Below are 25,427 nucleotides of genomic sequence, written 5' to 3' on the forward strand. Positions count from 1 at the left end.
TTATGCAAAATAATTTTGACGAAAAAATAGTCCGTAGAGGCAGTAATTCGTACAAGTGGGATTCCGATAACAGCGATGAAATTATTCCGTTGTGGGTGGCCGACATGGATTTTAAAACGGCTCAGCCCATTATTGATGCGCTTGCCAAACGTGTTCAGCATGGTATTTTTGGTTATACAAAAGTGCCCGATGCTTACTACGATGCAGTAATCAGCTGGTTTGGTCGCCGGTACAATTTCAAGCCGGAAAAAGAGTGGATGATCTATACCATTGGTGTAGTCCCAGCCATTTCAGCCACAATTCTGGCACTTACCGAACCGGGCGACAAGGTGATTGTTCAGGAACCCGTTTACAATTGCTTCTTCTCCTCAATCCGTAACAATAAGTGCGAGAGTTTTTCGAATGATCTGAAATATGAGGATGGAAAATACACCATCGATTTTGATGATCTGGAGAAAAAAGCAGCCGATCCGAAAGCCAAATTGATGCTACTATGCAATCCTCATAATCCGGCCGGCCGCGTTTGGACCAGGGAAGAACTTGAGAAAATTGGTGAAATATGTTTCCGGAACAACGTGATCGTGATTTCGGATGAAATCCATTGCGATCTGGTGCATCCGGGACACGAACATGTTCCGTTCGCCTCGATAGGGCAACGATTCCTGGAGAATTCGGTGATCTGTACCGCCCCCAGCAAAACATTTAATCTGGCAGGATTACAGATCGCCAATATCTTTGCTTACGATCCTGACATTCGAAAGAAAATCGACAAGGCCATCAATATTAACGAGGTTTGCGATGTGAGCCCGTTTGCCGTTGAAGGTTTAATTGCTGCTTACTCCAATAAAGATTCGGAGAAATGGCTGGAGAACCTGAAAAGCTACATTTGGGAAAATTACCTGTACTTAAAAGAATTCTTTAATACGAATCTGCCACAGTTTCCTGTTCTTCCACTGGAAGCCACTTACCTGGTTTGGGTCGATTGCAGTACAACGGATATGAAATCCGGAGAAATTGAAAAACTGCTGCTCGAAAAGGAAAATGTTCGCATCAGTGCTGGAGCCATTTATGGTGAGGCCGGCGAAGGTTTTATACGAATAAACATTGCCTGTCCGCGACAAACACTGATTGAAGGTCTCTCAAAAATAAAAGAAGCCCTTGGAACATGAGTAGCGCCGCCAAGACTGAAAACAGCCCGATTCAAATCATTTTTGCCTATTTTCTGATCTATGTGGTCTGGGGCTCCACGTATTATTTCATAGGCTATGCATTAAACGATTTTCCCCCTTTTCTGCTGGGTGCCATACGTTTCTCCGTTGCCGGAGTTTTGTTGCTTTCGTGGCGCTATTATAAAGGTGTAAAAGTATTCGAGAAAAGCCTGGTCAGAAAATCGGCAGTGAGCGGTCTTATTCTTCTTTTTATCGACATGGCTGTTATTATGCTGGCGCAAAGTTACGTAACCAGCAGTCTTGTGGCCATCATTGCTTCATCCACTACAATCTGGATCTTGCTTCTCGATTTCCCGATGTGGAAAAAGAATTTTCGAAACCCGTTTACAACCGGCGGAATCATTCTGGGATTTCTTGGAGTTTTACTATTATACCTGGAGCAATATCTGAATGAAAATATCGACGATATTCATAATAAAGGAATTTATATTCTGATATTTGGTTGTATATCCTGGGCTTTGGGTACGCTTTATACCAAATATTATTCGATGCGCGAAGCCACAGTCGATGCTTTTGCCGGTGCTGCCTGGCAAATGATTTTTGCTTCCATCATGTTCTGGATATTCGCATTATCGCGTGGTGAAACATCAACCGTAGATATGGCTGCTATTTCCACTTCATCATGGGCAGCAGTTATTTACCTGATTATTTTTGGATCCATTTTCGCATATACGGCCTACATCTGGCTGTTAAAAGTACGTCCGGCCGCCGAAGTTGCTACTCACGCCTACGTGAACCCGGTAATTGCCATAATTATTGGAGTTGGCCTGGGAAATGAACTAGTTACCGGAGTTCAAATCGGAGGATTGGTGCTGATTCTTATTAGTGTATCTCTCGTCAGGCTGAAAAGGAAAAAGTTAATCAAGAAGTAAAACATGGAAAAACACCTGACACCGGTCACTTCTCGCGAAAGAATTGAATACATGGACATGTTGAGAGGAATCGCGATCTTTGGCATTCTTATCGCCAACCTAAGGTGGTTCTCCCTGTATTCGCCGGAAGTGAGCGGACTCTTCACTTTTCCAAAGATCGACAATACCGTATACTTTTTGCAGCACGTATTTATCGAAAGTAAATTCTACTCCATTTTTAGTATTTTATTTGGTTGGGGCCTGGCCATTCAGATCAACCGCTCGAAAAAGGATGATGCATCTACAGCAAGTTTTCTGCGCCGAAGACTCTGGTTTATGCTGCTTTTAGGGGGAATACACTTATTCTTAATCTGGGAAGGCGACATTGTATTTTTATACGGATTAACAGGATTTATTCTGGTTGCTCTCCGTAACTATTCAAGCAAAACCCTGCTTATCACAGGAATTCTGTTACTCTTATCCCCCATTTTACTATATTTCCTGAAGATGAATTGGCCGTGGGTAAACTCCCCTTCCGACTATTTATACAACTTTGGAGAAAAAACGTATAAACACTTTGGCTGGATTGACCAGGACACCAGCAGGACGGGCGTATTAAGCAAAAGCAAGAGCATCATAACCAGCATTAAAATTACCTTGGCTGATGCGCCTTACCGCTTTGCCTATTTGTTTGCAGTAAGCCGGATTCCAAAAGTACTTGGTGCCATGTTAATTGGCTTCGTTATTGGGCGAACCGACCTGTACTATAAATTCATGAACCATAAAAAGAAAATGCTAAGGATCTGCATTGCAGGTCTTATGGTCTTTATTCCTCTGAATTATTTTCTGGTAAGTGTTCTGAAAAACGATACCGCATATTATAATCTCGAAATGGAAGGTCTCGTTTATACTATTGCTTTTGCATTTGTTGTATTTCCGCTGGCCATTTTTTATATGATGGCGCTGGCGCTGATGTACGATAAAAAATGGATTCAGAAACTTTTAAAACCTGTGTTGGCAGTCGGGAAAACGGCCTTTAGTAATTATGTTCTCCAGAGTTTAATCGGGATAATTGTATTTTATGGAATAGGTTTTGGTTTAGCTGAGCAATTCGGGCCTCTGGCCTGGACAGTTTGTGCGCTTATTATATTTACTTTCCAAATGATCGTCAGCAACATTTGGCTAAAGTATTTCCGTTTTGGTCCTTTGGAATGGATCTGGCGCAGTTTAACCTATAACAAGATGCAAGCTCTCAGAAGCGCAAAAAATTAAAAACAAATCTACCCTTATTTTAGCACGCAAACAGATGCATTGATGAAATTTCATACATCGGATTATTCCAACCTGCAATTTCCGTAATATGGGTAATCAATACCGGAATACGGGTCATCCTGTTAGACTTGTAATCCCGACTTTTGTATCCATAATTTTAGCAATCAGTTTTAGAAATATGAAAACGATAGAGAACAAATTTTTTGAAGGAGAACGACCATTATTTGCGGAGAAGGATTTACATATTAAAAATGTTGAGATTGGTTTAGGCGAATCGGCATTAAAAGAAGCCAGCAATATAAAAGCTACCGGCTGCACTTTTGGCGGTAAATATCCGTTTTGGCACAATACAAACAGCATTATCGAAGACTCATTATTTACCCCCGGGGGACGTGCTGCCATTTGGTATTGCAAAGATCTTCGTATGGTAAATACGCGTGTTGATGCGCCAAAAATGTTTCGCGAAATTGATGGTTTAGAACTTGAAAACGTTGAGCTTACCGATGCGGAAGAATGTTTGTGGTGGTGTAAGAATATTAAACTGAAAGATGTAAAAGTAACAAATGGCGATTACATTTTTAAGGACAGCAAAAACATCAAAATCGACAACCTGACTTTGCAGGGAAACTATGGTTTTCAGTATGCCCGTAACATTGAAATCCGCGACTCTCATCTGGCTTCAAAAGATGCATTTTGGAATACGGAAAATGTTACCGTTTACGATTCGGTTATTACAGGTGAATACCTGGGCTGGCACTCGAAAAAATTGCGTTTGGTTAATTGTATCATTGGAGGTACCCAGCCTTTGTGTTATGCTAAAAATCTGGTACTTGAAAACTGCACGATGAAAGAAAACGCAGATCTGGCATTTGAATACAGTTCACTAAAAGCTGAAATAAACAGCCCGGTAACTAGTATTAAAAATCCATCACAAGGGGAAATTATGGCACCACGTATCGGTGAAATTATCATGGATAAAAACTGTAAAAATCCGGGTGGCTGTAAAATTACGGTACTAAGCGAAGTAAGTGTATAATTACCATGCGAAACGATGATGGAAAATTCAGTTCACGGTGTTCCCTTGTTCTGAAAATATTAGGCAGGTGTCTGAAACATTCCGTTCATTAGAAACCTGATTCCGTAAAAGTGGTAAGTGACTCCGTAATTTTGGTCATTTTCTCCCACTTCTTCTACCGATATTTGTAAAGTGATTTCATTCCAACTAAAAGAAGAGGCTATGAGCACAAAATTCAAAATATTATTGATTGCGATCGTTTTTCTAACAGCGCAGGTTTCGGCGCAGGAAACACAAATAACTATTACGGTTAACGGTCAATCAGAGCTGACTGCCACTTTGGTGGATAATTCATCTGTGGCAGCATTGATTGAGCTATTACAGGAAGCACCGTTGACTATTGAAATGCGCGACTACGCAAACATGGAAAAAGTTGGCCCGCTTGGAACAACTTTACCACGAAACGACCAGCAAATTACTACCAAACCCGGAGACATTATTTTGTATCAGGGCAACGCGCTGGTGATTTATTACGCACCGAATTCATGGAACTTTACACGCCTGGGAAAAATCGACAATGTTACACAGGAGCAATTAAAAGCAGTTTTGGGTGAAGGCGATGTTACGGTAACATTGGAACTGGCTGATCCAACAACAGACATTAAAAGATTGAATAAAAATGATTTTCAAGTTTATCCAAATCCGACAGAAAATTCAGTGAAAGTATCGGGCGAATTCGAAAAAATTACTCTGCTTGATTCCAATGGTCGGGAAATGCTGGAAACAATGGAAGCCGATATTGATCTCAGCACATTAAAATCGGGAATATATTTTTTGAAGATTGAACTAGGAAATGACGAACCTGTGGTAAAGAAAGTTGTTAAGAATTAATAAAAACATATGATTATGAGATATTTAAACATTAAGATCATTGCAAGCGTGATGTTAGTAGCGATGTTTCTTACAAGTTGTGATAACACCACAAATACAGAGGTAGAACATGTGTTCGAAAAAGGCCAGCTGGCACCAGATGATTTTTTTACCGGAAACGTGTATGTCACCGGATTAATTGACAATGATTCCATATTTACGACCGCCGGCGGTGAAGTTTATTTTGAAGCAGGATCACGCAGCAACTGGCATTCGCATCCGGCCGGACAAATTCTAATTGTTACTGCCGGAGTTGGCTATCATCAAATTAAAGGAGAACCCATCGAGGTTATCCATAAAGGTGATGTTGTGAAATGTCCACCGGATGTAGATCACTGGCACGGTGCCTCAAAAGATGCAAGCATGAGCCATATTTACATTGTTCCAAATACCGAGAAAGGAATTGTTGAGTGGAAAGAGCCCGTTACAGATGAACAATATACGGGCATCAATTAATTGAAGGTTATGAGTAACAATATATTTGAACGATTACAGTCCGGCGAAGTAGTCGCCTTTAGCGATCCTCAGTATGAGCAGGTGGGCAAATCAGGCATTCGAACTACCGAATTATTGATTAAATACAATGCCACTTCCGATCCGGATCAGCTAAGAGCAATGTGGGGCGATTTAACAGGAACGCCTCTTGATCCTACTTCCTATGTTCAAATTCCGGTTTTTATCAACCATGCCGAATTTGTTAGCGTCGGAAAAAATGTATACATCAACCATGCCTGTACCATGCTTGCATTGGGGAAGATTTATATTGAAGACAACGTATTGATCGGCCCCAAAGTGAATCTCACTTCCGAAGGACATCCCATAGATCCTGAAAACAGAAGAGCACTTGAAGTAAAACCTGTGGTTATAAAGCGAAATGCCTGGATAGGCGCAGGAGCTACAATTATGGCCGGAGTAACCGTGGGAGAAAATTCGATTGTAGCAGCCGGAGCAGTCGTCAACAAAGATGTTCCTGCGAACACCATTGTTGGTGGGATTCCTGCCAAATTCATCAAAAAAATAGACTAAACAGATAGAGACAATTATTAATTTTAAGGAGATATTATTATGATATTAAAAGAAAATTATACGCTGTCAAACGGCGTTGAAATCCCAAAACTGGGACTCGGAACATGGTTTATAAGTGATTCAGATTCAATACAAGCGGTGAAAGATGCCGTAGAATTGGGCTATCGTCACATCGACACTGCTCAGGCATATCAAAACGAACGCGGAGTTGGTGAAGGCATCAGAACTTGTGGAGTTGCACGCGAAGATTTATTTGTAACCACAAAACTGGCTGCCGAAGTAAAATCGTATGATGAAGCTGTGAAATCGATCGATCAGTCGTTGGAAACACTGGGGCTCGATTACATTGATATGATGATCATTCACAGTCCGAAACCATGGATGGAATTCCACGAAGAAGATACTCATGCTGACGGAAACCGTGAAGCCTGGAAAGCACTGGAAGAAGCATACAAAGCAGGAAAACTGAAAGCTATTGGCGTTTCAAACTTCCAGAAAGCCGACATCGAGAACATTCTTGAATCATGCACGGTAAAACCAATGGTCAATCAAATTTTGGCTCACATCAGCAATACACCGAAAGAGTTGATTGAGTATTGCGAGAAAAATGACATTCTTGTTGAGGCTTATTCTCCAATCGGACACGGCGAATTGATGAAAAACGAGGAAGTAGCAAAAATGGCTGAAAAATCTGGTGTTTCGATACCACAATTGGCCATACGTTACACCCTGCAATTGGGGCTGTTACCCATTCCAAAAACCGCCAATCCGGCACACATGAAAAACAATGCAGATGTTGATTTTGTGATTTCGGAAGCAGATATGGAAACACTGAAGAATCTGAAACAAATCGAAGATTACGGCGATGCCAGCATGTTTCCGGTATACGGAGGCAAATTAAAATAATTAATTAAAGGGGAGAATCACTTTAAAGTTCTGTCGGAGAGAGGCTTTTCTTCGACAGGCTTTTTTGTGTTCGAAAAAATACGGATATGCCACATTTTCAAATTAAATTGCTGGAAGGCAAAACGGAAGAGCAAAAGCAAGCACTGGCCAAAGAAGTCGTAAAGGCTGCTCAAAAAGTGATTGGATACGGTGATGAATCTTATTCTGTAAGCATTGAAGATTTTACTTTTGATGACTGGAAGAAGAAAGTTTATCCCAATGACATCATGGGTAAAAAAGATGTGCTCTACAAAGAACCGGGATACAAAATGTAAAAAGTCAAAAGATGACAGCAAACTCAGTATCATTAACACCACAGGATATAGCTCTTATAGCTCAAAATGACGATTTTCATATTGCGCCATTTCGTGAGGACGGAGTAACCTACGGAACGCCAACCTGGATATGGAATGTAAAGGTTGATGGAAATCTATATGTAAGAGCCTATTACGGCACAAAATCAAGATGGTACCAGTCGGCTGTCAAACAAAAAGCGGGTAAGATTGAAGCCGCCGGAATGGTAAAAAAGGTACAGTTTGAGACCATTACAGATAGTGGTCTTAACGAAAAAATTGACGATGCCTACCGTGCAAAATACACAGACAGTCCTTATTTGAACTCGATGATAAGTGAGAGGGCTAAAGCTGCAACTGTTCGGGTATTTTAATTCGAATTTCAATCAAGTTTTAAAAACTATTTTGCACCGTTCCGTAAAGCAGTTTTTGCCTTGTAACATCACAAAAAAGTACATTGACAAAAGGTAAAGTACAACTTCTCCCTGTTAGCGTCAGAATGAGGGAAAGAAAGAAGAACTGAAATCCAATCCGGAATCATCTTACGAGATTTGAGTAAATATTTTCCGATATTTAATGAACTCAAAAACGGAAATGTAATGATTCTAAAAACCAAAAGTAAAATTGCAGAAGCCTTAAAGCTAAAGACTCATCCGGTTGCTGTTTTCCGTTCAACCAGCAAACCGGAAAAAGCCACCCAGTTTAAAGAGGGGAAATGGGGCTGCGTAGTTTCCTTATTAAATGCTGCCTCCAACGGAAAAACCGTTGTATTCGATAAAAAAACAACACCCTGTATGGGCGGCCAGGTTGGACTGGGTGTAGGATGTTACGATGTAAATTTTATCAAGCAGCTTTTGTCCACCGGTTTCCCGAATGGACGCGATGGTGAATATTATTTAAAAACGCAGGATCTGGCTGAAAAATTCGCAACCGGATTGCCTGAAATTGTAACCAAGAAGTACATTGTTTTTAAACCACTTGCAGAACTAACGAAAGACGAAACTCCTGAAATTGTCATTATTTTGGCCAATGCCGATCAGATTTCTGCGCTGGTAGTACTCGCCAATTACGACAAAGAAACGCAGGACAATGTTAAAATCGATTTCGCAGCCGGATGCCAGCAAACCATTTTGTATCCTATGCACGAAGCAGAAAAAGGAGGCTCGAATTGTTTTGTGGGGCTAACCGATCTTTCGGTGCGCAAACTTATCGATAAAGATATTCTTTCATTTGGGATACCGTATCAACGATTTCTGGAATTGGAAGAGCAGGTGGAAGAAAGCTTCCTGACCAAAGAAACCTGGCGTAATCTTCAATCAAGAATAGATTAGGTCCCGCAAAATACCCTGCGAGGCGGTTCAACCCGTAAAACAGGAAGTGACAACCAAAGAAATGCCGGTTAATTGTGCAAAGCAGCTCAACAAACCGGCATTCAAACGTTAATTAATTAAACTGGTTATCCAATTTTTTTGCCCGCCATTGGTCCTGGCTTCAAACTGTGAATTTCGTCGATATGTAACAGAATCACTGCTTTTGGTTTTGGCATTCCCGCTTTCTGCGACATTTCAGCTGATTTCTCATAAAGTTCACCCTCTGTAATAACTTCCGGTCTCGAAATAAAACGATAACCGTCCATCACATCGCGGTTAACAACAGCAGTCGCTACTTTCGAACCATCCAGAATATTCTGGTAAGTGATACCCCCCACTCCTTCGTTAAAAATCAAAGTCCCGTCATTAAAAACACGTGTTGATCGTTTTGGTGCATTGTTTGGAATTCCATCTTTGCTGACGGTTGCATGAAAGCACTGCTGGCTCATTACCAATTCTTTCATTTCAGCTGTTAACTGTGACATAATTGTATCCTCCTAAAATTAATTAAGCTTAAAATATCGTACTAAATTAATGGATTTGGCTCGTGATTCTTTTTACAAATGTTAAAATTTGAATGTGAGGGATTTTAAAAACGTCTAGCTCGATTTTTTGATTTTATAAACGCATCGGTTGCCATTTTCAATGATATATTCTGTGCGCTCCAAATCGTAACCCTTGCCAATCAGCTCTTTAAAGTTTTTTAATTCCGATCGGCAAAATCCCTGACATTCGGTGGCTGCCGCACAAATCGGACAATGATTTTCGATTAAATAATATGCAGCGCCTTCTTTTTTCCACTCGGCAATGTAGCCTTCTTCCGAACGTGTTTTGCTTAATACATCCAGCTTTTGTTCAATGGTTTCCGAGCCTTCCATTTGCTTTTCGTAGCGTTCGTAAATAACCGCTTCCCGGTCGCTGATCAGCAAATCGAGTGCATTTTCGCCCAAAAGTTTTTTCACCGATTGAAGCAATTGTACCGTAATGTCGGCATGTGTATTAGGAAACCGCGACAAACCTTTATCGGTAAGTGAATAATAAGTTGAAGGACGTCCCACACCTTCACTTTTCACCGTTGCTTTTACAAGACCGGCTTCAGAAAGGTTCAGCAAATGTTTCCGCGCTCCCTCCTTGGTCATGTCAAGCTCATCGGAGATTAAAAGTGCCGTGGCCTCTCCTCTCATTTTGAGTTGCATTAATATACGTTCTGACGAATTCTTTTTCATATTATTTTACAACATTTAGTTGTTTTATTAATACAAGGTAAAAATAACAAAATAGTTCACAAACACCAACATACCATACATGTAACAATATTATCAATGACACATAGACAAAACCAATTTACTTTTTAGCAACTTTTTAGTTGTTTTATTAATCGATGTTGTAAATTTGCTCTCAGTTAATAACAATTAAAATAACAACATAATGAGCAAATTCAATTTACCGGCTCTTCCATATGCAACAGATGCATTGGAGCCACATTTCGACAACGAAACAATGACAATTCACCACAAACGTCACCATCAGGCGTATGTAAATAACCTGAACAATGCCGTTGAAGGTACAGAAGCAGAAAACAAAAGTCTGGAAGAAATTATCAGCGAAGTAAGTAAATACAGCAAAGCCATACGCAACAATGGTGGTGGACACTACAACCACTCGCTGTTCTGGGAAATTTTGTCGCCAACTCCACAGGAAAATCCTACAGGAAAACTGGCTGAACAAGTTGCCGCAGCTTTTGGCGATGTAGACAATTTGAAAGCAGAAATTAAAAAAGCAGGTTTAGGACAGTTTGGTTCGGGCTGGGCATGGCTTTACGTAAAAGCTGATGGTTCGGTAGCAGTTACTGCAACTCCAAACCAGGACAACCCGCTGATGGATTTGGAATCAGGTGACAAAGGATTTCCAATTTTAGGTGTTGATGTATGGGAGCACGCTTATTACCTGAAATACCAAAACAAAAGAGCTGATTACCTCGATGCATTTTGGTCGGTTTTGGACTGGGCTTCAGTAGAGAAAAAATACGAAGAAGCTTTGTCAAAACTCTAACAACCTGATTATTGGAAAAACCAATAACAGCATAGCACAACAATTGATAAAAAAAGGTCGGCTCTGCAAAATTAGCAGGGCCTGATTTTTTCCGGTTCCCCAAATCAGAAAACCATAACAAGCGCTAAACTTCAACCAAATCCATAACAGAAAACAGATATGAAAGCCATAATATTTAACGGAGCCATGGAAAGAAGGTTGCATTCAACACCGGTGTTACTTTCCAACTACTTGTCAGAAAGATTGGACGAGATGGGTATTGAAAACCAAATTTTCAATTTAGCCGATGCCGGAATTCCTCTTTTTGACACAGCCCTTACAGAAGTCCCACATTCGGTAGAAGTAATGAATCAACAGTTTTTAGAAGCCGATGTACATTTTTGGCTGGCTCCTTTGTATCATGGAAGCATTCCCGGTGCGATGAAAAACTGCCTCGACTGGCTCGAGGTCAGCTCAAAAGCACCGATCCCCTACCTTACCGACAAAAATATTGGTATGATCTGCTGGGCCGACGGAATTCAGGCCATGCAAGGCATTAACACCATGGACGCCATTGCAAAAGCACTTCGGGCCTGGCCGGTTCCATTTAGCGCGCCTTTGGTTAGAAGCACGTTGTTTGAAGCAGAAAATCCTACAGAAATTACAGCTGCCAATAAAGAGAAACTGAATCTTTTGGTTAATCTGGCTACCAGCAGAAAGGTTGAGGTCAGAGAAACTTTTGTCCCGGTTGCAGGATAACTTCCATTCCTTAATACGCACGTTTTTTTACCCCCTAATTTGTTTTTGTGTTGATGATTTCACCCGTCAGCTAAAATCAGCATGCCCCAATCTGCACTTTTCACAATAAAACACTAAGCTAATTCCCAGCAAATTATCACAATTTTCAATTTCACAGACCCCAATTCCCTCCTTTTGCATAACATTCCGTAATCGGGGTAACTCTATCCGTTATTTTGGTAATTTTATAAGATAGCTAATAATGATATTTGCATTGTGAAACTTTCATAATTGTTTGAGGTTGAGCAATTCTTAAAAAACAAACAAATGGACAGGATAGAATTAAGTAAGAAAAAGTTTGAAGAATTATTCGGACAACACACAGGTCCACTGGCAGAAACTGATCCGGATTTGCAGGAGATGCTAAACCGTTTCATTTTCGGAGAGGTCTTCTATCAGGGCGATTTGAGCGACAAATTACGTGAGTTAATTACAATTGTTGTATTAACAACCAATCAAACGCTTGAGCAACTGCAGGCACATGTTTTTGCAGCTTTAAATATTGGCGTATCGCCGGTTGAAATCAAGGAAGCCATATATCAATGTGCGCCTTACCTTGGATTTCCAAAAACGCTAAATGCCATTAATAAAGCCAACGAGGTTTTTAAGGCGGCTAACATTTCGCTTCCTGTTGAGAGTCAGAAAACAGTGACCGAAGAAACCCGTTTCGAAGATGGATTAAAAGTGCAAAAAAGCATTTTTGGTGAGATCATCGACAAAATGCACGAAATGGCTCCCGAAAATCAGAAGCACATTCAGAACTACTTATCGGCGTTTTGTTTCGGCGATATTTATACACGTGGAACACTGGATCTTAAAACCCGCGAGCTACTCACCCTTTGTATTTTAAGCGCACTGGGCGGCTGCGAAAACCAGGTAAAATCGCACGTAAACGGGAACCTGAGTGTTGGAAACGATAAAAACATCATGCTGACAGCTGTAACACAATGTTTGCCTTATATGGGTTTCCCAAGAACATTGAATGCATTGGCATGCATAAACGAAGTAATACCAGAAAACAAATAAATAAAAGGAGGATTAAAAAATGAGTGAATTTAAACAACCATTCCCACTGGGACAGAAAAACGATGCTTACGCAGAATACTTTACAGGACAAAGTTACCTGGCAGTATTAACCTTGGAAGGCGTTCCTTCGTTCAACGTAACATTCGAGCCGGGATGCCGCAACAACTGGCACGTACACAATGGCGGCGGACAAATTTTGTTTTGCACAGCCGGAACAGGATGGTACCAGGAAGAAGGCAAACCTGCCCAGAAGTTGCATCCGGGCGACACAGTTAACATTCCGGCCGGAGTAAATCACTGGCACGGAGCAGCAAAAGACAGCTGGTTCGCACACATCGCATTGTCAGTTCCGGTTGAAGGATCGACCACACAATGGAACGGCCCGGTTACCGACGAAGAATACAACAAGTTGGGCTAAGCAAGAAACAGAAAACAATTACAAAACAGAAACAATTAAGCAATTAGAAAATGAGAAAACTATTATTTGTGGCACTGTTGTCAGTCGCTACACTGTCACAGGCATATTCAGTAAACAAACAAACAAGTAAACAAACAGAGATGAAACAGACAGAAGAACATTACACTTTTGAATTAAGTGACAAGGTTACACGCGAAAAAGTAACTTTCAAAAACCGTTACGGAATCACCCTGACCGGTGACCTGTATTTACCAAAAGACAGAGGAACAGAACCACTTCCTGCATTGGCAATCAGTGGTCCTTACGGAGCAGTTAAAGAACAATCATCAGGTCTTTACGCAAACCAGTTCGCACAACGTGGTTTTGCCGTAGTTGCCTTCGATCCTTAATTTACAGGTGAGAGCGGTGGCGAGCCTCGCAACGTGGCATCACCAGATATTAACACTGAAGACTTTAGCGCAGCTATCGACTTCCTTGGAATTCAATCCTTTGTTGACCGTGAGAAAGTTGGAATTATGGGAATTTGTGGTTTCGGCGGAATGGGTCTAAACGCTACCGCTGTCGACAAACGTGTAAAAGCTGTGGCAGTTGCCAGTATGTACGACATGTCGCGCGTTACAGCACGGGGTTATTTCGACAGCATGACTTCGGAACAACGTTCACAAATGCTGGAACAATTGGGTGAGCAACGTTGGAAAGATGCAGAAAACGGAGCACCTGCTTATGGTCCTGCCGGATTGCCTGAGCCTGATCAGTTAACCGGTGAAGAACCAGAATTTGTACAAGGTTACGTTAACTACTACAAAACAGAGCGCGGATTTCACTCACGTTCGATCAACTCAAACGGATCTTGGACTGCAACCAACGCATTATCGTTTATGAACATGCCGTTGCTTACGTACATCAATGAGATTTCGCCTCGTCCGGTATTAATTATTGCCGGCGAAAATGCACACTCTCGTTACTTTAGCGAAGATGCTTACAAAGCAGCAAACGAGCCAAAAGAACTGATGATTATTCCGGGTGCTGTTCATACCGATTTGTATGACAAAGTAGATGTAATTCCGTTCGACAAATTAGAATCATTCTTCAAAGAAAATCTGAAATAAAGATTCTACGAAAGGTAATTGATTATAAAGCGCCTCCTATTTGCGGGGCGTTTTAGTTCTTTTTAGAGCCGTCGAAACTTAGTAACTTACAATCCACATCATGTTCTGTGGAATTAAAACAAAAACCATGAAAATAAATATCTTCTTGTTCTTCAGCATCGCAGTCATTACAATTACCCTCGCCTGTTCAGGCGAAAGTCACGATTTAGAATCTGTTGACACTGAAAACGAAGAAATTACAATCGATACGATAAACACAAGTACTATGAATTTACAAATCGGGGATACCACACTTACCGCAACTCTTGCAGATAATTCTTCGGCTGCAGCTTTGGTAGCTGAACTGAAAAAAGGATCAATTACAGTTGAAATGCGCGACTATGGCAACATGGAAAAAGTAGGGTCACTCGGTAAAAGTTATCCACGAAACGATCAGTCGATAACCACTGAACCGGGCGATATTATTTTGTACCAGGGAAATGCACTGGTCATTTATTATGCGCCAAATACCTGGAGTTTCACCCGACTTGGAAAAATTGACAATATCACAAAGGAAGAGTTGATGCAAGTGCTCGGAGCGGGAAATGTAACGATTACTTTATCGTTGCCAGTGGAATAAAAGAGTTTGAAAATGGCAAGAATATTTATCACAGGTTCCTCAGACGGACTGGGACTATTGGCCGCCCAAAAACTGATTTCGCTGGGACATCAGGTGGTTGCCCATACGCGGAATGAAGAAAGAGCTAAACAAACGATCCAAAGAATTCCTGATGCGGAACATGTAATAATTGGAGATCTTTCGAGTATGGAAGAAACCAAAAGTATTGCCACGCAGGTTAATGACCTGGGAAAATTTGATGCCATTATTCATAATGCCGGTGTTTATCAGCTTCCGGCAAACGCCAAAAGCGAAGATGGGTTGCCGTTGACTTATGCAGTCAACAGCCTTGCACCATATATTTTAACGGCTTTAATTCATCGTCCAGAACGACTGATATACCTGAGCTCAAATATGCACCTGCATGGCAATGCTGATTTAAAACAACTAAATGAAATTCTTGGGGGAAAAAATAATCCCAGCTATTCCGACACCAAACTTCACGATCTGATTCTGGCACTTGCGGTTGCGCATAAATGGCCCGAAGTCATTTCAAATGCCGTAGATCCGGGTTGGGTACCCACAAAGATGGGTGGCAGCGGAGCTCCCGACGACCTGAACAAGGGATTTGCTACGCAGGTCTGGCTCGCCACATCCAACGATGAAGCGGCCAGAATTAGTGGTCGTTACCTTTATCACAAAAAGGAAGAACCATTTAATCCGCAGGCAAAAGAAATTGAAATTCAGGAAAAATACTTATCGGTCTGTGAGCAGATTTCCGGGATTCCTTTTTCATAAATAACCCAACAGACTGATTTACAAAAAACACCGAAGTTTATCAAAGTAAAAATCAGAAACTAAAAATTCACACAATCCCTGGCTGGCAGCCAAAGGAAAGGATCAATTTCAGGTAAATGACTTAATCAATTTCCCACACTAAAACACCGGTAGTCGGTATGGTTTTCTCTCCTATTAAAATTTTAGATTCCGGCACCGGCATTTCAAAAGGCTTATCGGTGTAATTCATGGCAATACCAAATCCATCGCGGTATTCCACAATAACTCCCGGCGGGTAGTTTTCCACATCTATTTCCAGTCGCTTATAAACTTTCTGAAGAACACTGTGTTCCAAATCACCTGCATTACTGTCGGCGCCTAAATAGGTTACTGTGCCTTTTCCAAGTTGATGAAAAGTAACGGCAGTTTTTCCGGCATAAAAATCTCCGGAATAAGTTCCCCAGCTTTCGGTTCCGGTCGAAGGATTCAGGATATCGCCCCAGGTAGTCCAGGCAAAATTGCCTTCGGGTGTAACTATGGTATCAGGTGCATAGGATCGCAGCAAATCAAAGAATTCAATTTCCGCCCCGATCAGATCATAAATCGGTTCTGCATGTTTTGCCTGCCACAAATGTCCAAATTCGTCCTGATGTGCGGTTCGGCACGACATCACCAAATTACCACCGGCTTTCACATACTTTGTAAGTTTATCTGTTGTGTTAAGGCTCATTTGTTGATAGGCCGGTACTACCAAGACCGGATATTCTGAAAAATCCATGGTATCGCGGATAAAATCAACCGGTGCACCAAACGATTTTAAAGCTTTGTAATATTTCAGCACGTGGCTTTCGGTATCCCAAAGACGCGTTTGTTTATTTTGACTGATGGCCGCAGTGTTATCAGGATCGTACAAAACCGCTGTCTTCCTTTCCAGATATTCGGAAGGCACAGCACTACCGGTATAGGCAGCGCGCAGGGTATTTATCTCGTCCATGAATTGCTGAAATTCCAAACCTCCACGTGTTGGCGTTACGCCGTCGGTTCCAACAATTCCGTAGTGATATTGCTCGTAGCCATAAATCGGAGCACGGAAACGATAGGTGCAGGTTAATTTGCTTCCTCCGGCAAACACATGCCACAACCACAAACGAACTGCTCCGGGAAGAGGCTGTGAGTCGATCGTCCCCCAGTTTACTTGTCCGGGCTGCAATTCCATAACCCCATAAAGTGGCGAAAGAGGGCGAAAATAATCGTTGGCCATGGCTATACGTGAGTATTCTCCAACGCGATAACCTTTCAGTCCGATACCTGGATGTTCGCCGTAAACCATGTAACGGGTGTAGGTAATGAAGTCCAGTTCCTTACTTTGACCTATGTAGCGGGCATCGTAGTATGGAATATAGTTGGTTGTGATCCACTGCTCCGGATTTGAATCCTGACGAATCACCTTCGCCTGATCATCGAGAAAAGAAGAAGTTTCCTCATCGCAAAAGCGCCCGTGATCCAGGCGCTGGTACAAGTTCATTCCCCACTGTTTGTGTTTCGGAATATTGATCTGTGAAAAATCGGTATAGGTACCGCTCCAGAAATTGGTGCCCCAGGCCTTGTTCAGCGCATCGATTGTCTGGTATTTCTTTTTAAGCCACTCCCGAAATCGCCGTTGCGCATCCGGACCGTAGTCAGTATTTGTATAGGGCTCATTATCCAATTGCCAACCAACTATCCTTGAATCGTTGCCATAATGTTTAGCCAGTTCTTCAATCATTTTCAGCGAATAGCTGCGGTAAAAGTTACTCGAAAACGATGCATGCTGACGCGAACCATGATCCATTTTTGTTCCGTCCTCGTGGGTTTTCAGTACTTCGGGATGTTTGCGAACAAGCCAAACCGGTGGCGTTGCCGTTGAAGTGCACATCATCACCTTTAATCCGTATTTATCGGCCAGTGCCACTGCCCTGTCAAGCCAGGCAAAATCATAAATGCCTTCTTCAGGTTCGAGCTGCGCCCAGGCAAATTCAGCAAAGTGGGTAAACTCAAATCCCATCTCCGACATCTTTCTCAGATCTCTCTCCCATTGCGATTCATCCCAATGCTCAGGATAATAGTACGCACCAACTGTGGTTAGCTGATTGTCAGGGAACCAGGATTTTGGATTTTGCGCAAAAGTTGCAGAAACAATCAGCGCGCACAGCAAATAGGTCAGCAAATATTTCATCGGTCGATCAGATAATTGGGTTAAAATACAAGTATAAGGTTTTATAGGATATTGTCCAATTTACAAAATAGAATTTCGAAAACTTTACTGCATATTAAATTCTACCTTCCACAGACCTCTGAATTCGTTGAGATCGTAACCGGTTGCCAAATCCTTAGGATAAAGTCGTTGCAGTTTCTCTTTTGTGGAGGAATTGATATCTGCATCCGGATTTCCATGACATTTTAAACAGGCCGGCATAGCAGTGTTAATACGTTTGTAATACAATATCGCGTTGTTATCCTGTATTACCGTGTCGGTTTGGGCGCTCATTTCAAAAAGTTCCCATAGTTTTTTATCTGCTTTAGTTTTTAATGCATTTCCGGGATTTCTGTTTTTTTCGGAAATACGTGATATTTTACAATTGTTAACCTGATTTAAACTGTCAACTATCCCCGACACTTTCAGGTTACAAAACTCAACCGCATATTCCGGACCACCTTTTTGAATGGCACTTCCAACATTGGAAAGAAGTGTTGCTTGTGCGAGGTTTGTTACTTCATTTCCCTTTGACTGATATTCCTGATAGGTTTCAGGATCAATACCTGTTTTGCACGAAAAGAGAATAAATACAACCAGGACTGTAATTGTTAAAATCTTACGCATAATAATCATATGTTTATTTTTGCACAAAAGATATGAAAAATATTGGGTTAAATCATTATCGATTAGTGCTTTAATCTGCTTCCAAAAGATTTTCTTCTTTCATTAAATTTCATATTTTTACGATAAATCGACCAAAATTAACAACAACTTTAACCATCATGAAAAAGCAAAAAATCAACTTATTCAGGGGAGTCTTTATCCTCATCATTTCAGTTTTCATTCTTTCAGCATGTAAGACCAACAATGATTGGCCAAAATTTCGCGGACCGGATGACAACATGATCACGGTGAATGAAATGCTGCCTACGTCATGGAATGATAGTCTGAACATTAAATGGACACATCCCCTGGAAGGTGAAAGCTGGTCATCGCCTATCGTTTCCGGCGATAAAGTTTTCTATTCAACCGCTGTTTTGGTAAAAAAGGCACCTGAAAAACCAATATCAGAAGATCCTGCGCAACAGGAAGCCGACAAAAATAGCCTGCCTGAAGATATTTACCGCTTACAACTCTGTTGTCTCGATATAAAAACCGGGAATGAACTCTGGAATGTAACTTCTTACGAAGGCACACCAAGAATAAAAAAACATGCACGCAGTACCTATACCTGCGAAACACCGGTAAGCGATGGAAAACATGTTTGGGTTTACTATGGCATGCATGGCGTGTATTGTTACGATATGGAAGGTAACCTTGCTTGGAAACAGGATCCCGGAGTGTACCCGACAGCCAACGGATGGGGAACAGGATCGTCGCCGGTTCTCTACAACAACACACTTTATGTGCTGGTTGATAACGAGGAAAACTCCTTTTTGGTAGCTTATAATGCTCAAACCGGAGAAGAAAAATGGAAAGTGAACCGCGATGAAAAAACTACCTACAGCACACCTGTAATATGGGAAAACACGGCGCGAACAGAACTGGTAACACTAGGCTCGAAAGCTCGTTCGTATAATCCGGATACCGGAGAACTTTTGTGGGAACTCGAATTCAATAAAGGACGCGCGGCAGCCTCGCCGGTTTACGATAAAGAAAAAATATATATCGGTCTTTCGGGCGGTCCACGTGACATTGGACCAATACATGCCGTGAAAGCCGGTGCAAGCGGAACTCTGACTCCGGCCTACGAAAATGGAAATGAATTTGTAGCATGGTCTGATACTCTTGCAGGGCTTGGATATCCATCACCGGTTTTGTACAATGGCCTTCTCTACATTGTTTCCGATCGTGGCGGAGAAGTATCGTGTTTTGATGCAAATACAGGGGAACGACTTTACAAAGAAAAAGCAGGTAAGGCAGCAACATGCTGGGCATCACCGTGGATTGCCAACGACCGGCTGTATTTTTCTGATGAAAAAGGCGTTACTCAAATCGTTCAGACAGGAACAGAATTTAAAGCTCTGGGAAGCAATACACTCGATGACAAATTCTGGGCATCGGTTGCTGTGGCCGGAAATGATTACATATTTAAGGGAGTAGATAAGATTTATTGCATAGGAAATTAAGAAAAACACCACCTACAACTTTTAGCAAGGCCGGGTAATTACGGCCTTAAATTTTGTATTTCACTTTATTCTCGAACTGGAGATAATTATGTCAGCTGTCGACCAGATATCGTTTAGTTGCTCATCAATTTCGGCGACTTTATCAGAATCTCCGATCTTAGTATAGGCTAGTTTCATGCCATGCAATGCCCAACCGTTTCGGGGAAAATGAGCAAGATCTTCCCGATAAGTTTCGATGGCATCCCGATAATTTTGCGCTTCAATTTGAACAGCACCTAAATGGTGACGTACTGAGAAAAACCAATCAGGCGGTTCATTGTAGTTTAATGCATCTTCCACTTTTATTGCATCACAGAGTAATTCAATTGATTGAGAATAATCTTTCTGCGTAGCAAGAATTTCAGCTTTCAATACATTTCGCGCTATCTGAACCAATTCATAAGTTGAGTTTATTTCCCAAATGGTCAGATCTTTTAATCCTTCGTCCAGAGCCAACTGTTCAAGTTGATCAAGTTCCTTTTGAGCACCGGCAAGATCCTGTTTGGCAAGAAAGGCCATTCCCCGAGCATAAGCCCGAACTGCAGTCGGATAACTCAATGAAGGAGTTTCATTAGGTAGCGTAAGAATCTTGTTCCACTTGCCAAATTTCACATATACATAGTACGGTATGGTGTAATAATGCTGCAAAGTTCCCCAGCCGGGCTCCTTCATTAACTCCCTGCTAACCATCTCCCCCAGTTTTTCTGATGCCAGTATTCCCCAGTGGCTATTGCCTTCCAGTGTAGCCGTCGCTGCCATAAAGTGGTAATTGTGCGGATAATAAGTCAATGGATACACGCCTTGTGCATGACAGGCGGTAGTGTATGAACTGTCGGATGCAACCGCATTTATGTTGGCGAGCGTTCCTTTATGATAGTGCCCGGTACGGATATAAATATGCGAAGGCATGTGCACCAGATGCCCTGCTCCGGGTACAAGTCCGTCATCGAATACACTGGCAGAATGAAGACCTCTTTCAGGAGTTTGTGAAGACTCAACAGCGTGAATATAAAAGTGATGCGCTCCGGGATGTCGGGGACTTTCTGAAATTACTTTTTCCAGAATTTCCTCAATTTCCGGTGTCCAGGGTTGTGGTGTTCCATCGAAGTCATATAAATCCCAGGGATGCACATTCATTAACGATTCGGCATAAATAGTACCGATATCCGCATCGTCGGGAAAAGTTTCAAATGCCGTTTTCATGGCATCGGCAAATGCCTGATCCAAAGCAGCTCTGTTTCTCGGTACCGTTCTGGTATAACGTTCCGACATGGCACGTATAAGTGCTCGTTCTTTCGGTGTAACATTGTCCGCTAATGAAACCGCCTTTTGTATTGCATCGTAAGCCGGCGAGTAGTTTTTGCTTTCCATGTAACCTGCCGTGTTGTAATTCGGCCCCAGTACATATGCATAACCCCAATAAGCCATGGCACAATCAGGATCGAGTTTAGATGCATAATAGAATGAACGCGCCGCTTCTGCATGATTAAATGCATAAGCCAGAATCAATCCCTGATCAAAATATTTCTGAACCAGTTCATTTTCAGTACTTATCGGAAAAGAATGATCGCCAAGATTATCGAACAGAGGAGCTGTTTTGTTGGTGTTGTACCAGTCATCATCACTTGTTGCAGGCACCGGATTACAGGTAATAGTGGTATAACTCAATTGTTGTTTTTCCTTTTTCCCCATCTTACAATTCGAAAAAATGAGGAAACCCAACACACTGAACCAGACCATAAAATATTTCATAGTTACACTTTTAAATTCTGTTTTTAGGAATAGTAATGAATTGGATTTTCAGAATAATTAAGGCTTGATGTTCTGATTATTCCTAAAGAAATTGTCCGGATCATATTTACGCTTAATCCCAAGTAAGCGATCGTAGTTAACGCCGTACGCAGCCTTTACCAGATCAATGCCTTCTTCTCCCAAACCGGCAAAATTCACATACAAACCACCCGGAGAAAATTCCTGCATGTGTTTCAGGAATCCCCTGGCATAAGCCAACACTTCATCATCGGCACTCGCATCAGCCCAACAGGCATCAATGCTAAATAAATATTTGTTTTTCCTTCCGGTAAATGCAGTAGTGGTATCATCTATACGCGACATTGCTCCTCCATAATGCCAAATAGCAATCAATACCATTGGCTGAGGTGGATTTATTGCCTGATCCAGCATCGCATTAATGGCTTCGTCATCAAGTATTTTCAAATAAGTTGATTTAAAATAATAATGCTGCGCAGCTTTCGGGAAGAAAGGATCAAACATAGACTGGAGCATCGTCCACGGAATTGGTGTGCTCAAATCGACAAGTGGAGTGCTAATCTCTCTCAATGGTTGCAAAGTATTTGCACCCTCATCCACATCACCGCAATGAACCGTTGCCAATATCAGAACTCTTCTTCCATGTGTTTCTTCCGGAAAATCAGGAACCGGAGGAATGGTCCAAAACATGGCAGTTCCTGCAATCTCATCAGGCGATGATTCCATAAACTCTCGCCAGACGGGTAATATCTCTTTTGCCTCTTCAGCCGGATAAAAAGGTGCTGCCAGTGAAACCATCGGCCCCACCTGATGTAGCTGGTATTCAAAATTTGTGACGATACCAAAATTGCCTCCGCCACCACGAACTGCCCAATAAAGGTCGGAATTTTCATCGGCGCTGGCTTTTATGAATTTACCGTCGGCAGTTACCATATCAACCGAAACCAGGTTATCAATCGAAAGGCCGTACTTTTTCCTCAACCAGCCCAAACCACCGCCAAGTGTCAGGCCTGCAATTCCGGTGGTTGATACCACGCCGCCCGCAGTAGCAAGTCCCAAAACCTGTGTTTCACGATCGAGATCAGCCAGCGTTGCACCACCCTGGGCATGTGCTGTTTGCTTCGACTGATCAACCCAAATGGCCTTCATCAACGAAAGGTCGATCATCAATCCACCATTGTTGGAAGCGCTCCCAGCCACATTGTGTCCACCGCCTTTAACCGAAGTAAGCACATGATTCTCGCGGCCAAAATTTACAGCTGCAATCACATCGGCCACTCCTGTACACCGTGCTATTAACGCCGGTCTCTTGTCGTGCATACCATTCCACAGTTGACGTACATCATCATAATCGTCATCGGAAGTTTTTACTACCGATCCACTGAAACCTGCTTCAAAGTCGGAAACGACTGAAGCCTGAATAACCGATTCTTCTCCGGTATCCAGAATTACATTTAAATTTTCCATATTATTAGCTTTAAAGATTTTATAAGGTATCCCCGTTACAAAATCTAAAATAGTCTCAGGTTCTCGGATCGTGTTTGTGAAGCCAACAGAAGAAACAATTACTCGAATTATGAAACAAGTTACGACACCTATTAAAGACATGCAAGTATTTTATTATAAAAAATATTAAAAATCAACTACTTGAACATAAAAAAAGAGGTACCATAGGCACCTCTCTATAAAATGTATAAGTTGTATTTCTGTAGTTTCAAATGTTAACTGGCCATAACAGCTTCTACCTCCTTAAGGATAGCACGTTTTGTTTTCACCCCAACAATCCGACCTGCTTCTTTACCATCTTTTAGAATAAGAAGTGTAGGAATGTTCATTACCTTGAATTTCTTTGCCACTTGCTGGTTGTGATCAACATTTATTTTGCCCACTTTAAAATCGTCGCGGGTGTCGGCAATTTCATTTAATGTTGGTGCAATAATTTTACACGGACCACACCAAGCCGCCCAGAAATCGATGAGAACGACTCCCCTTTTGGTGGCGGCTTTAAAATTTTTGTTGTTTAGTACTTTAATGTTTTTGCTATTGGCAACGGGCTTGGCATTTTTCATGCGGTAATAATTTACCGTTATCAAAACCACTAAAACAACAAGTACCGCACCTATTACAATTAATGTTGTAGACATAACTTAAGCTTCTTTTATTTTAATTTCTGAAGTCAGTTCAATCGCTTTTTTGTACAGCGCACTAACTCCGCAATATCTTTCTTCGGACAAAGAAACAGCTTTTTGAAGTTTTTCCAAAGGAAGGTCCTTTCCTTTGAATTCATACACCACATGCATTTTTGAAAACTGCTTTGGATGTTCTTCCGTAAGGTCTCCCTCCACAGCAACATTAAAACCATCGAGTTTTACCCGCATTTTTTTGAGGATGGAAACCACATCCATCCCGGTACAGCCAGCCAGTGCGGTCAACATCAGTGGTTTTGGGCGTGGTCCGCGATCTTCGCCACCAACTGCTTCCGCAGCGTCTATAATTACTTTATGACCACTTATATCGGCTTCAAAAGCCATGTTTTCCAGCCAGTCTACTTTTACTTCTTGTTTCGACATATCTTATTTTAAATTGTATTCTTTCTATTTTTTTCGTGTTTATCCACGAAGGAATTCTGAAGCGCTCAAAGCCGCAATCGTTCCATCGGCCACGGCAGTTGTTACCTGGCGGTAACGTTTGTTAATGCAATCGCCGGCAGCAAAAACACCCGGAATGTTGGTTTTCATCTCGGCATCTGCAATAATTTCAGCGCGTTCGTTCAGTGCCACCACATCTTTTAAATCTTCGGTATTGGGCACATAGCCAATAAAAATAAAGGTCCCGTCGGTATTCAGTTCCGAGCGGTTTCCTGTTGGAAGGTGCTCAATTGAAACTTTCTGCAACGAACCGTTTCCATAAAATCCGCGAAGTTCCGATTCCATCACAATATCGATTTTCGGATTTTTCTCAGCTTCTTCCACTGCATGTTTGAAAGCCTGAAACTGATCGAACTGGTGAACGATCGTCACTTTTGTTGCAAAATTGGTCAGTGCAACGGCTTCTTCCAGTGCCGAGTTTCCACCACCAACAACCACTACTTCTTTTCCGGTGAAGAAATCGCCATCGCAGGTAGCGCAGTACGATATTCCTTTCCCCTTAAACGTGTCTTCGCCTTCAATATTCAACGAACGAGGTCTTCCTCCGGGAGTCAGAATCACCGACCTTCCCTGAAATGAGCGACCATCCTCCAGTTCAATGGTTTTAATTTCTCCTTCAAGATCGTACCTGGCAATTTTTACATTCGATTTGATCTTACAACCAAAACTTTTGGCCTGCATTTTCATGTTATTGGCCAGCAGGTATCCTTTCGTGGTTGGCACACCGGGATAATTGGCAATCTCCTCGGTCAGCACCATTTGTCCGCCTACAGCTCCTTCATTCAAAATTAAAGTTGAAAGTTTGGCTCGCGACGAATAAATGCCTGCAGTTAAACCTGCAGCTCCTGCTCCAATCACAATGGTATCAAAAACTTCGCTCATTTTATGAATAGTTACTCGTTAAAAATTGGATATCC

The 25,427-nt window shown here is 41.8% G+C and carries 29 protein-coding genes; 20 read left to right on the forward strand and 9 right to left on the reverse strand.

Annotated elements, in window-relative coordinates; genetic code table 11:
- The first annotated feature begins 2 nt into the window (after positions 1-2).
- The 11 genes from WFY05_RS09870 (at position 3) to WFY05_RS09920 (ending at position 8,892) form a co-directional block, all read left to right on the forward strand.
- Entirely contained in the window at positions 3-1,169 is a 1,167-nt protein-coding gene (locus WFY05_RS09870) for a MalY/PatB family protein (RefSeq protein WP_340112660.1), read from the forward strand.
- Complete coding sequence (locus WFY05_RS09875; RefSeq protein WP_340112661.1) at positions 1,166-2,101, forward strand: EamA family transporter; 936 nt, start codon at positions 1,166-1,168, stop codon at positions 2,099-2,101. The genes WFY05_RS09870 and WFY05_RS09875 overlap by 4 nt, the downstream gene beginning before the upstream one ends.
- A gap of 3 nt (positions 2,102-2,104) precedes the next feature.
- Positions 2,105-3,352 (forward strand): DUF418 domain-containing protein, encoded by a 1,248-nt coding sequence (locus WFY05_RS09880; protein WP_340112663.1) that lies wholly within the window; start codon positions 2,105-2,107, stop codon positions 3,350-3,352.
- Positions 3,353-3,530: 178 nt separating this feature from the next.
- On the forward strand, positions 3,531-4,388 hold the full coding sequence (locus WFY05_RS09885) for a DUF3737 family protein (RefSeq protein ID WP_340112664.1): 858 nt from the start codon (positions 3,531-3,533) through the stop codon (positions 4,386-4,388).
- 201 nt (positions 4,389-4,589) lie between these two features.
- A complete protein-coding gene (locus WFY05_RS09890; RefSeq protein WP_340112666.1) occupies positions 4,590-5,258 on the forward strand; it encodes a cyclophilin-like fold protein in 669 nt (222 codons plus the stop codon).
- A gap of 15 nt (positions 5,259-5,273) precedes the next feature.
- Positions 5,274-5,753: a (R)-mandelonitrile lyase gene (locus tag WFY05_RS09895; RefSeq protein WP_340112667.1), complete on the forward strand. Its 480-nt coding sequence runs from the start codon at positions 5,274-5,276 to the stop codon at positions 5,751-5,753.
- Positions 5,754-5,762: 9 nt separating this feature from the next.
- Positions 5,763-6,323 carry a DapH/DapD/GlmU-related protein gene (locus WFY05_RS09900; protein WP_340112668.1) on the forward strand — a complete coding sequence of 187 codons (561 nt, stop codon included), beginning with the start codon at positions 5,763-5,765 and terminating at the stop codon, positions 6,321-6,323.
- 39 nt (positions 6,324-6,362) lie between these two features.
- On the forward strand, positions 6,363-7,229 hold the full coding sequence (locus WFY05_RS09905) for an aldo/keto reductase (RefSeq protein ID WP_340112669.1): 867 nt from the start codon (positions 6,363-6,365) through the stop codon (positions 7,227-7,229).
- Positions 7,230-7,315: 86 nt separating this feature from the next.
- Positions 7,316-7,543 carry a tautomerase family protein gene (locus WFY05_RS09910; protein WP_340112670.1) on the forward strand — a complete coding sequence of 76 codons (228 nt, stop codon included), beginning with the start codon at positions 7,316-7,318 and terminating at the stop codon, positions 7,541-7,543.
- Between the two features lie 11 nt (positions 7,544-7,554).
- On the forward strand, positions 7,555-7,935 hold the full coding sequence (locus tag WFY05_RS09915) for a DUF2255 family protein (RefSeq protein ID WP_340112671.1): 381 nt from the start codon (positions 7,555-7,557) through the stop codon (positions 7,933-7,935).
- A 225-nt stretch (positions 7,936-8,160) separates the two neighbouring features.
- Complete coding sequence (locus WFY05_RS09920; RefSeq protein ID WP_340112672.1) at positions 8,161-8,892, forward strand: DUF169 domain-containing protein; 732 nt, start codon at positions 8,161-8,163, stop codon at positions 8,890-8,892.
- 125 nt (positions 8,893-9,017) lie between these two features.
- Here WFY05_RS09920 and WFY05_RS09925 read toward each other — a convergent pair whose 3' ends face one another.
- Together WFY05_RS09925 and WFY05_RS09930 are read right to left on the reverse strand one after the other, a co-directional pair.
- Positions 9,018-9,416, reverse strand: a complete 399-nt coding sequence (locus tag WFY05_RS09925) for a pyridoxamine 5'-phosphate oxidase family protein (protein WP_340112673.1) — start codon at positions 9,414-9,416, stop codon at positions 9,018-9,020.
- Between the two features lie 114 nt (positions 9,417-9,530).
- The gene (locus tag WFY05_RS09930) at positions 9,531-10,157 is read right to left on the reverse strand and encodes a helix-turn-helix transcriptional regulator (RefSeq protein WP_340112674.1); all 627 of its coding nucleotides are present in this window, start codon (positions 10,155-10,157) and stop codon (positions 9,531-9,533) included.
- Between the two features lie 202 nt (positions 10,158-10,359).
- On the opposite strand from WFY05_RS09930, the gene WFY05_RS09935 reads away from it, so the two are divergent.
- The 8 genes from WFY05_RS09935 to WFY05_RS09970 all read left to right on the forward strand — a co-directional run bounded on the left by WFY05_RS09935 (position 10,360) and on the right by WFY05_RS09970 (position 15,709).
- Positions 10,360-10,983: a superoxide dismutase gene (locus WFY05_RS09935; protein ID WP_340112675.1), complete on the forward strand. Its 624-nt coding sequence runs from the start codon at positions 10,360-10,362 to the stop codon at positions 10,981-10,983.
- A gap of 159 nt (positions 10,984-11,142) precedes the next feature.
- A complete protein-coding gene (locus WFY05_RS09940) occupies positions 11,143-11,721 on the forward strand; it encodes an NADPH-dependent FMN reductase (protein WP_340112676.1) in 579 nt (192 codons plus the stop codon).
- A gap of 306 nt (positions 11,722-12,027) precedes the next feature.
- Complete coding sequence (locus WFY05_RS09945; RefSeq protein WP_340112678.1) at positions 12,028-12,786, forward strand: carboxymuconolactone decarboxylase family protein; 759 nt, start codon at positions 12,028-12,030, stop codon at positions 12,784-12,786.
- A 19-nt stretch (positions 12,787-12,805) separates the two neighbouring features.
- Positions 12,806-13,204 carry a cupin domain-containing protein gene (locus tag WFY05_RS09950; RefSeq protein ID WP_340112679.1) on the forward strand — a complete coding sequence of 133 codons (399 nt, stop codon included), beginning with the start codon at positions 12,806-12,808 and terminating at the stop codon, positions 13,202-13,204.
- A gap of 50 nt (positions 13,205-13,254) precedes the next feature.
- Positions 13,255-13,593, forward strand: coding sequence for an alpha/beta hydrolase (locus WFY05_RS09955; protein ID WP_340112680.1), 339 nt, complete (start codon positions 13,255-13,257; stop codon positions 13,591-13,593).
- Between the two features lie 33 nt (positions 13,594-13,626).
- Entirely contained in the window at positions 13,627-14,313 is a 687-nt protein-coding gene (locus tag WFY05_RS09960; protein WP_340112681.1) for an alpha/beta hydrolase, read from the forward strand.
- A gap of 127 nt (positions 14,314-14,440) precedes the next feature.
- Positions 14,441-14,932, forward strand: a complete 492-nt coding sequence (locus tag WFY05_RS09965; RefSeq protein WP_340112682.1) for a cyclophilin-like fold protein — start codon at positions 14,441-14,443, stop codon at positions 14,930-14,932.
- A 12-nt stretch (positions 14,933-14,944) separates the two neighbouring features.
- Positions 14,945-15,709 carry an SDR family NAD(P)-dependent oxidoreductase gene (locus WFY05_RS09970; protein WP_340112683.1) on the forward strand — a complete coding sequence of 255 codons (765 nt, stop codon included), beginning with the start codon at positions 14,945-14,947 and terminating at the stop codon, positions 15,707-15,709.
- A 121-nt stretch (positions 15,710-15,830) separates the two neighbouring features.
- Here WFY05_RS09970 and WFY05_RS09975 read toward each other — a convergent pair whose 3' ends face one another.
- Both WFY05_RS09975 and WFY05_RS09980 read right to left on the reverse strand, forming a co-directional pair.
- A complete protein-coding gene (locus WFY05_RS09975; protein ID WP_340112684.1) occupies positions 15,831-17,903 on the reverse strand; it encodes a beta-galactosidase in 2,073 nt (690 codons plus the stop codon).
- 84 nt (positions 17,904-17,987) lie between these two features.
- A complete protein-coding gene (locus WFY05_RS09980) occupies positions 17,988-18,548 on the reverse strand; it encodes a c-type heme family protein (RefSeq protein ID WP_340112685.1) in 561 nt (186 codons plus the stop codon).
- Between the two features lie 158 nt (positions 18,549-18,706).
- Between WFY05_RS09980 and WFY05_RS09985 the strand changes: the two genes are divergently transcribed.
- Positions 18,707-20,053 (forward strand): PQQ-binding-like beta-propeller repeat protein, encoded by a 1,347-nt coding sequence (locus tag WFY05_RS09985; RefSeq protein WP_340112686.1) that lies wholly within the window; start codon positions 18,707-18,709, stop codon positions 20,051-20,053.
- A 60-nt stretch (positions 20,054-20,113) separates the two neighbouring features.
- Here the strand turns inward: WFY05_RS09985 and WFY05_RS09990 are convergent, their stop codons facing one another.
- From WFY05_RS09990 to WFY05_RS10010, 5 genes are all read right to left on the reverse strand, one after another.
- Positions 20,114-21,844: a tetratricopeptide repeat protein gene (locus WFY05_RS09990; RefSeq protein WP_340112687.1), complete on the reverse strand. Its 1,731-nt coding sequence runs from the start codon at positions 21,842-21,844 to the stop codon at positions 20,114-20,116.
- A gap of 57 nt (positions 21,845-21,901) precedes the next feature.
- On the reverse strand, positions 21,902-23,329 hold the full coding sequence (locus tag WFY05_RS09995) for an FAD-binding oxidoreductase (protein WP_340112688.1): 1,428 nt from the start codon (positions 23,327-23,329) through the stop codon (positions 21,902-21,904).
- Positions 23,330-23,583: 254 nt separating this feature from the next.
- Complete coding sequence (trxA, locus tag WFY05_RS10000) at positions 23,584-24,006, reverse strand: thioredoxin (protein ID WP_340112689.1); 423 nt, start codon at positions 24,004-24,006, stop codon at positions 23,584-23,586.
- Positions 24,007-24,009: 3 nt separating this feature from the next.
- Positions 24,010-24,432, reverse strand: a complete 423-nt coding sequence (locus WFY05_RS10005) for an OsmC family protein (protein WP_340112690.1) — start codon at positions 24,430-24,432, stop codon at positions 24,010-24,012.
- A gap of 39 nt (positions 24,433-24,471) precedes the next feature.
- Entirely contained in the window at positions 24,472-25,392 is a 921-nt protein-coding gene (locus tag WFY05_RS10010; RefSeq protein WP_340112691.1) for an NAD(P)/FAD-dependent oxidoreductase, read from the reverse strand.
- Positions 25,393-25,427: the final 35 nt, after the last annotated feature.

This window comes from Maribellus mangrovi, from assembly GCF_037646455.1.
Lineage (GTDB): Bacteria > Bacteroidota > Bacteroidia > Bacteroidales > Prolixibacteraceae > Draconibacterium > Draconibacterium mangrovi_A.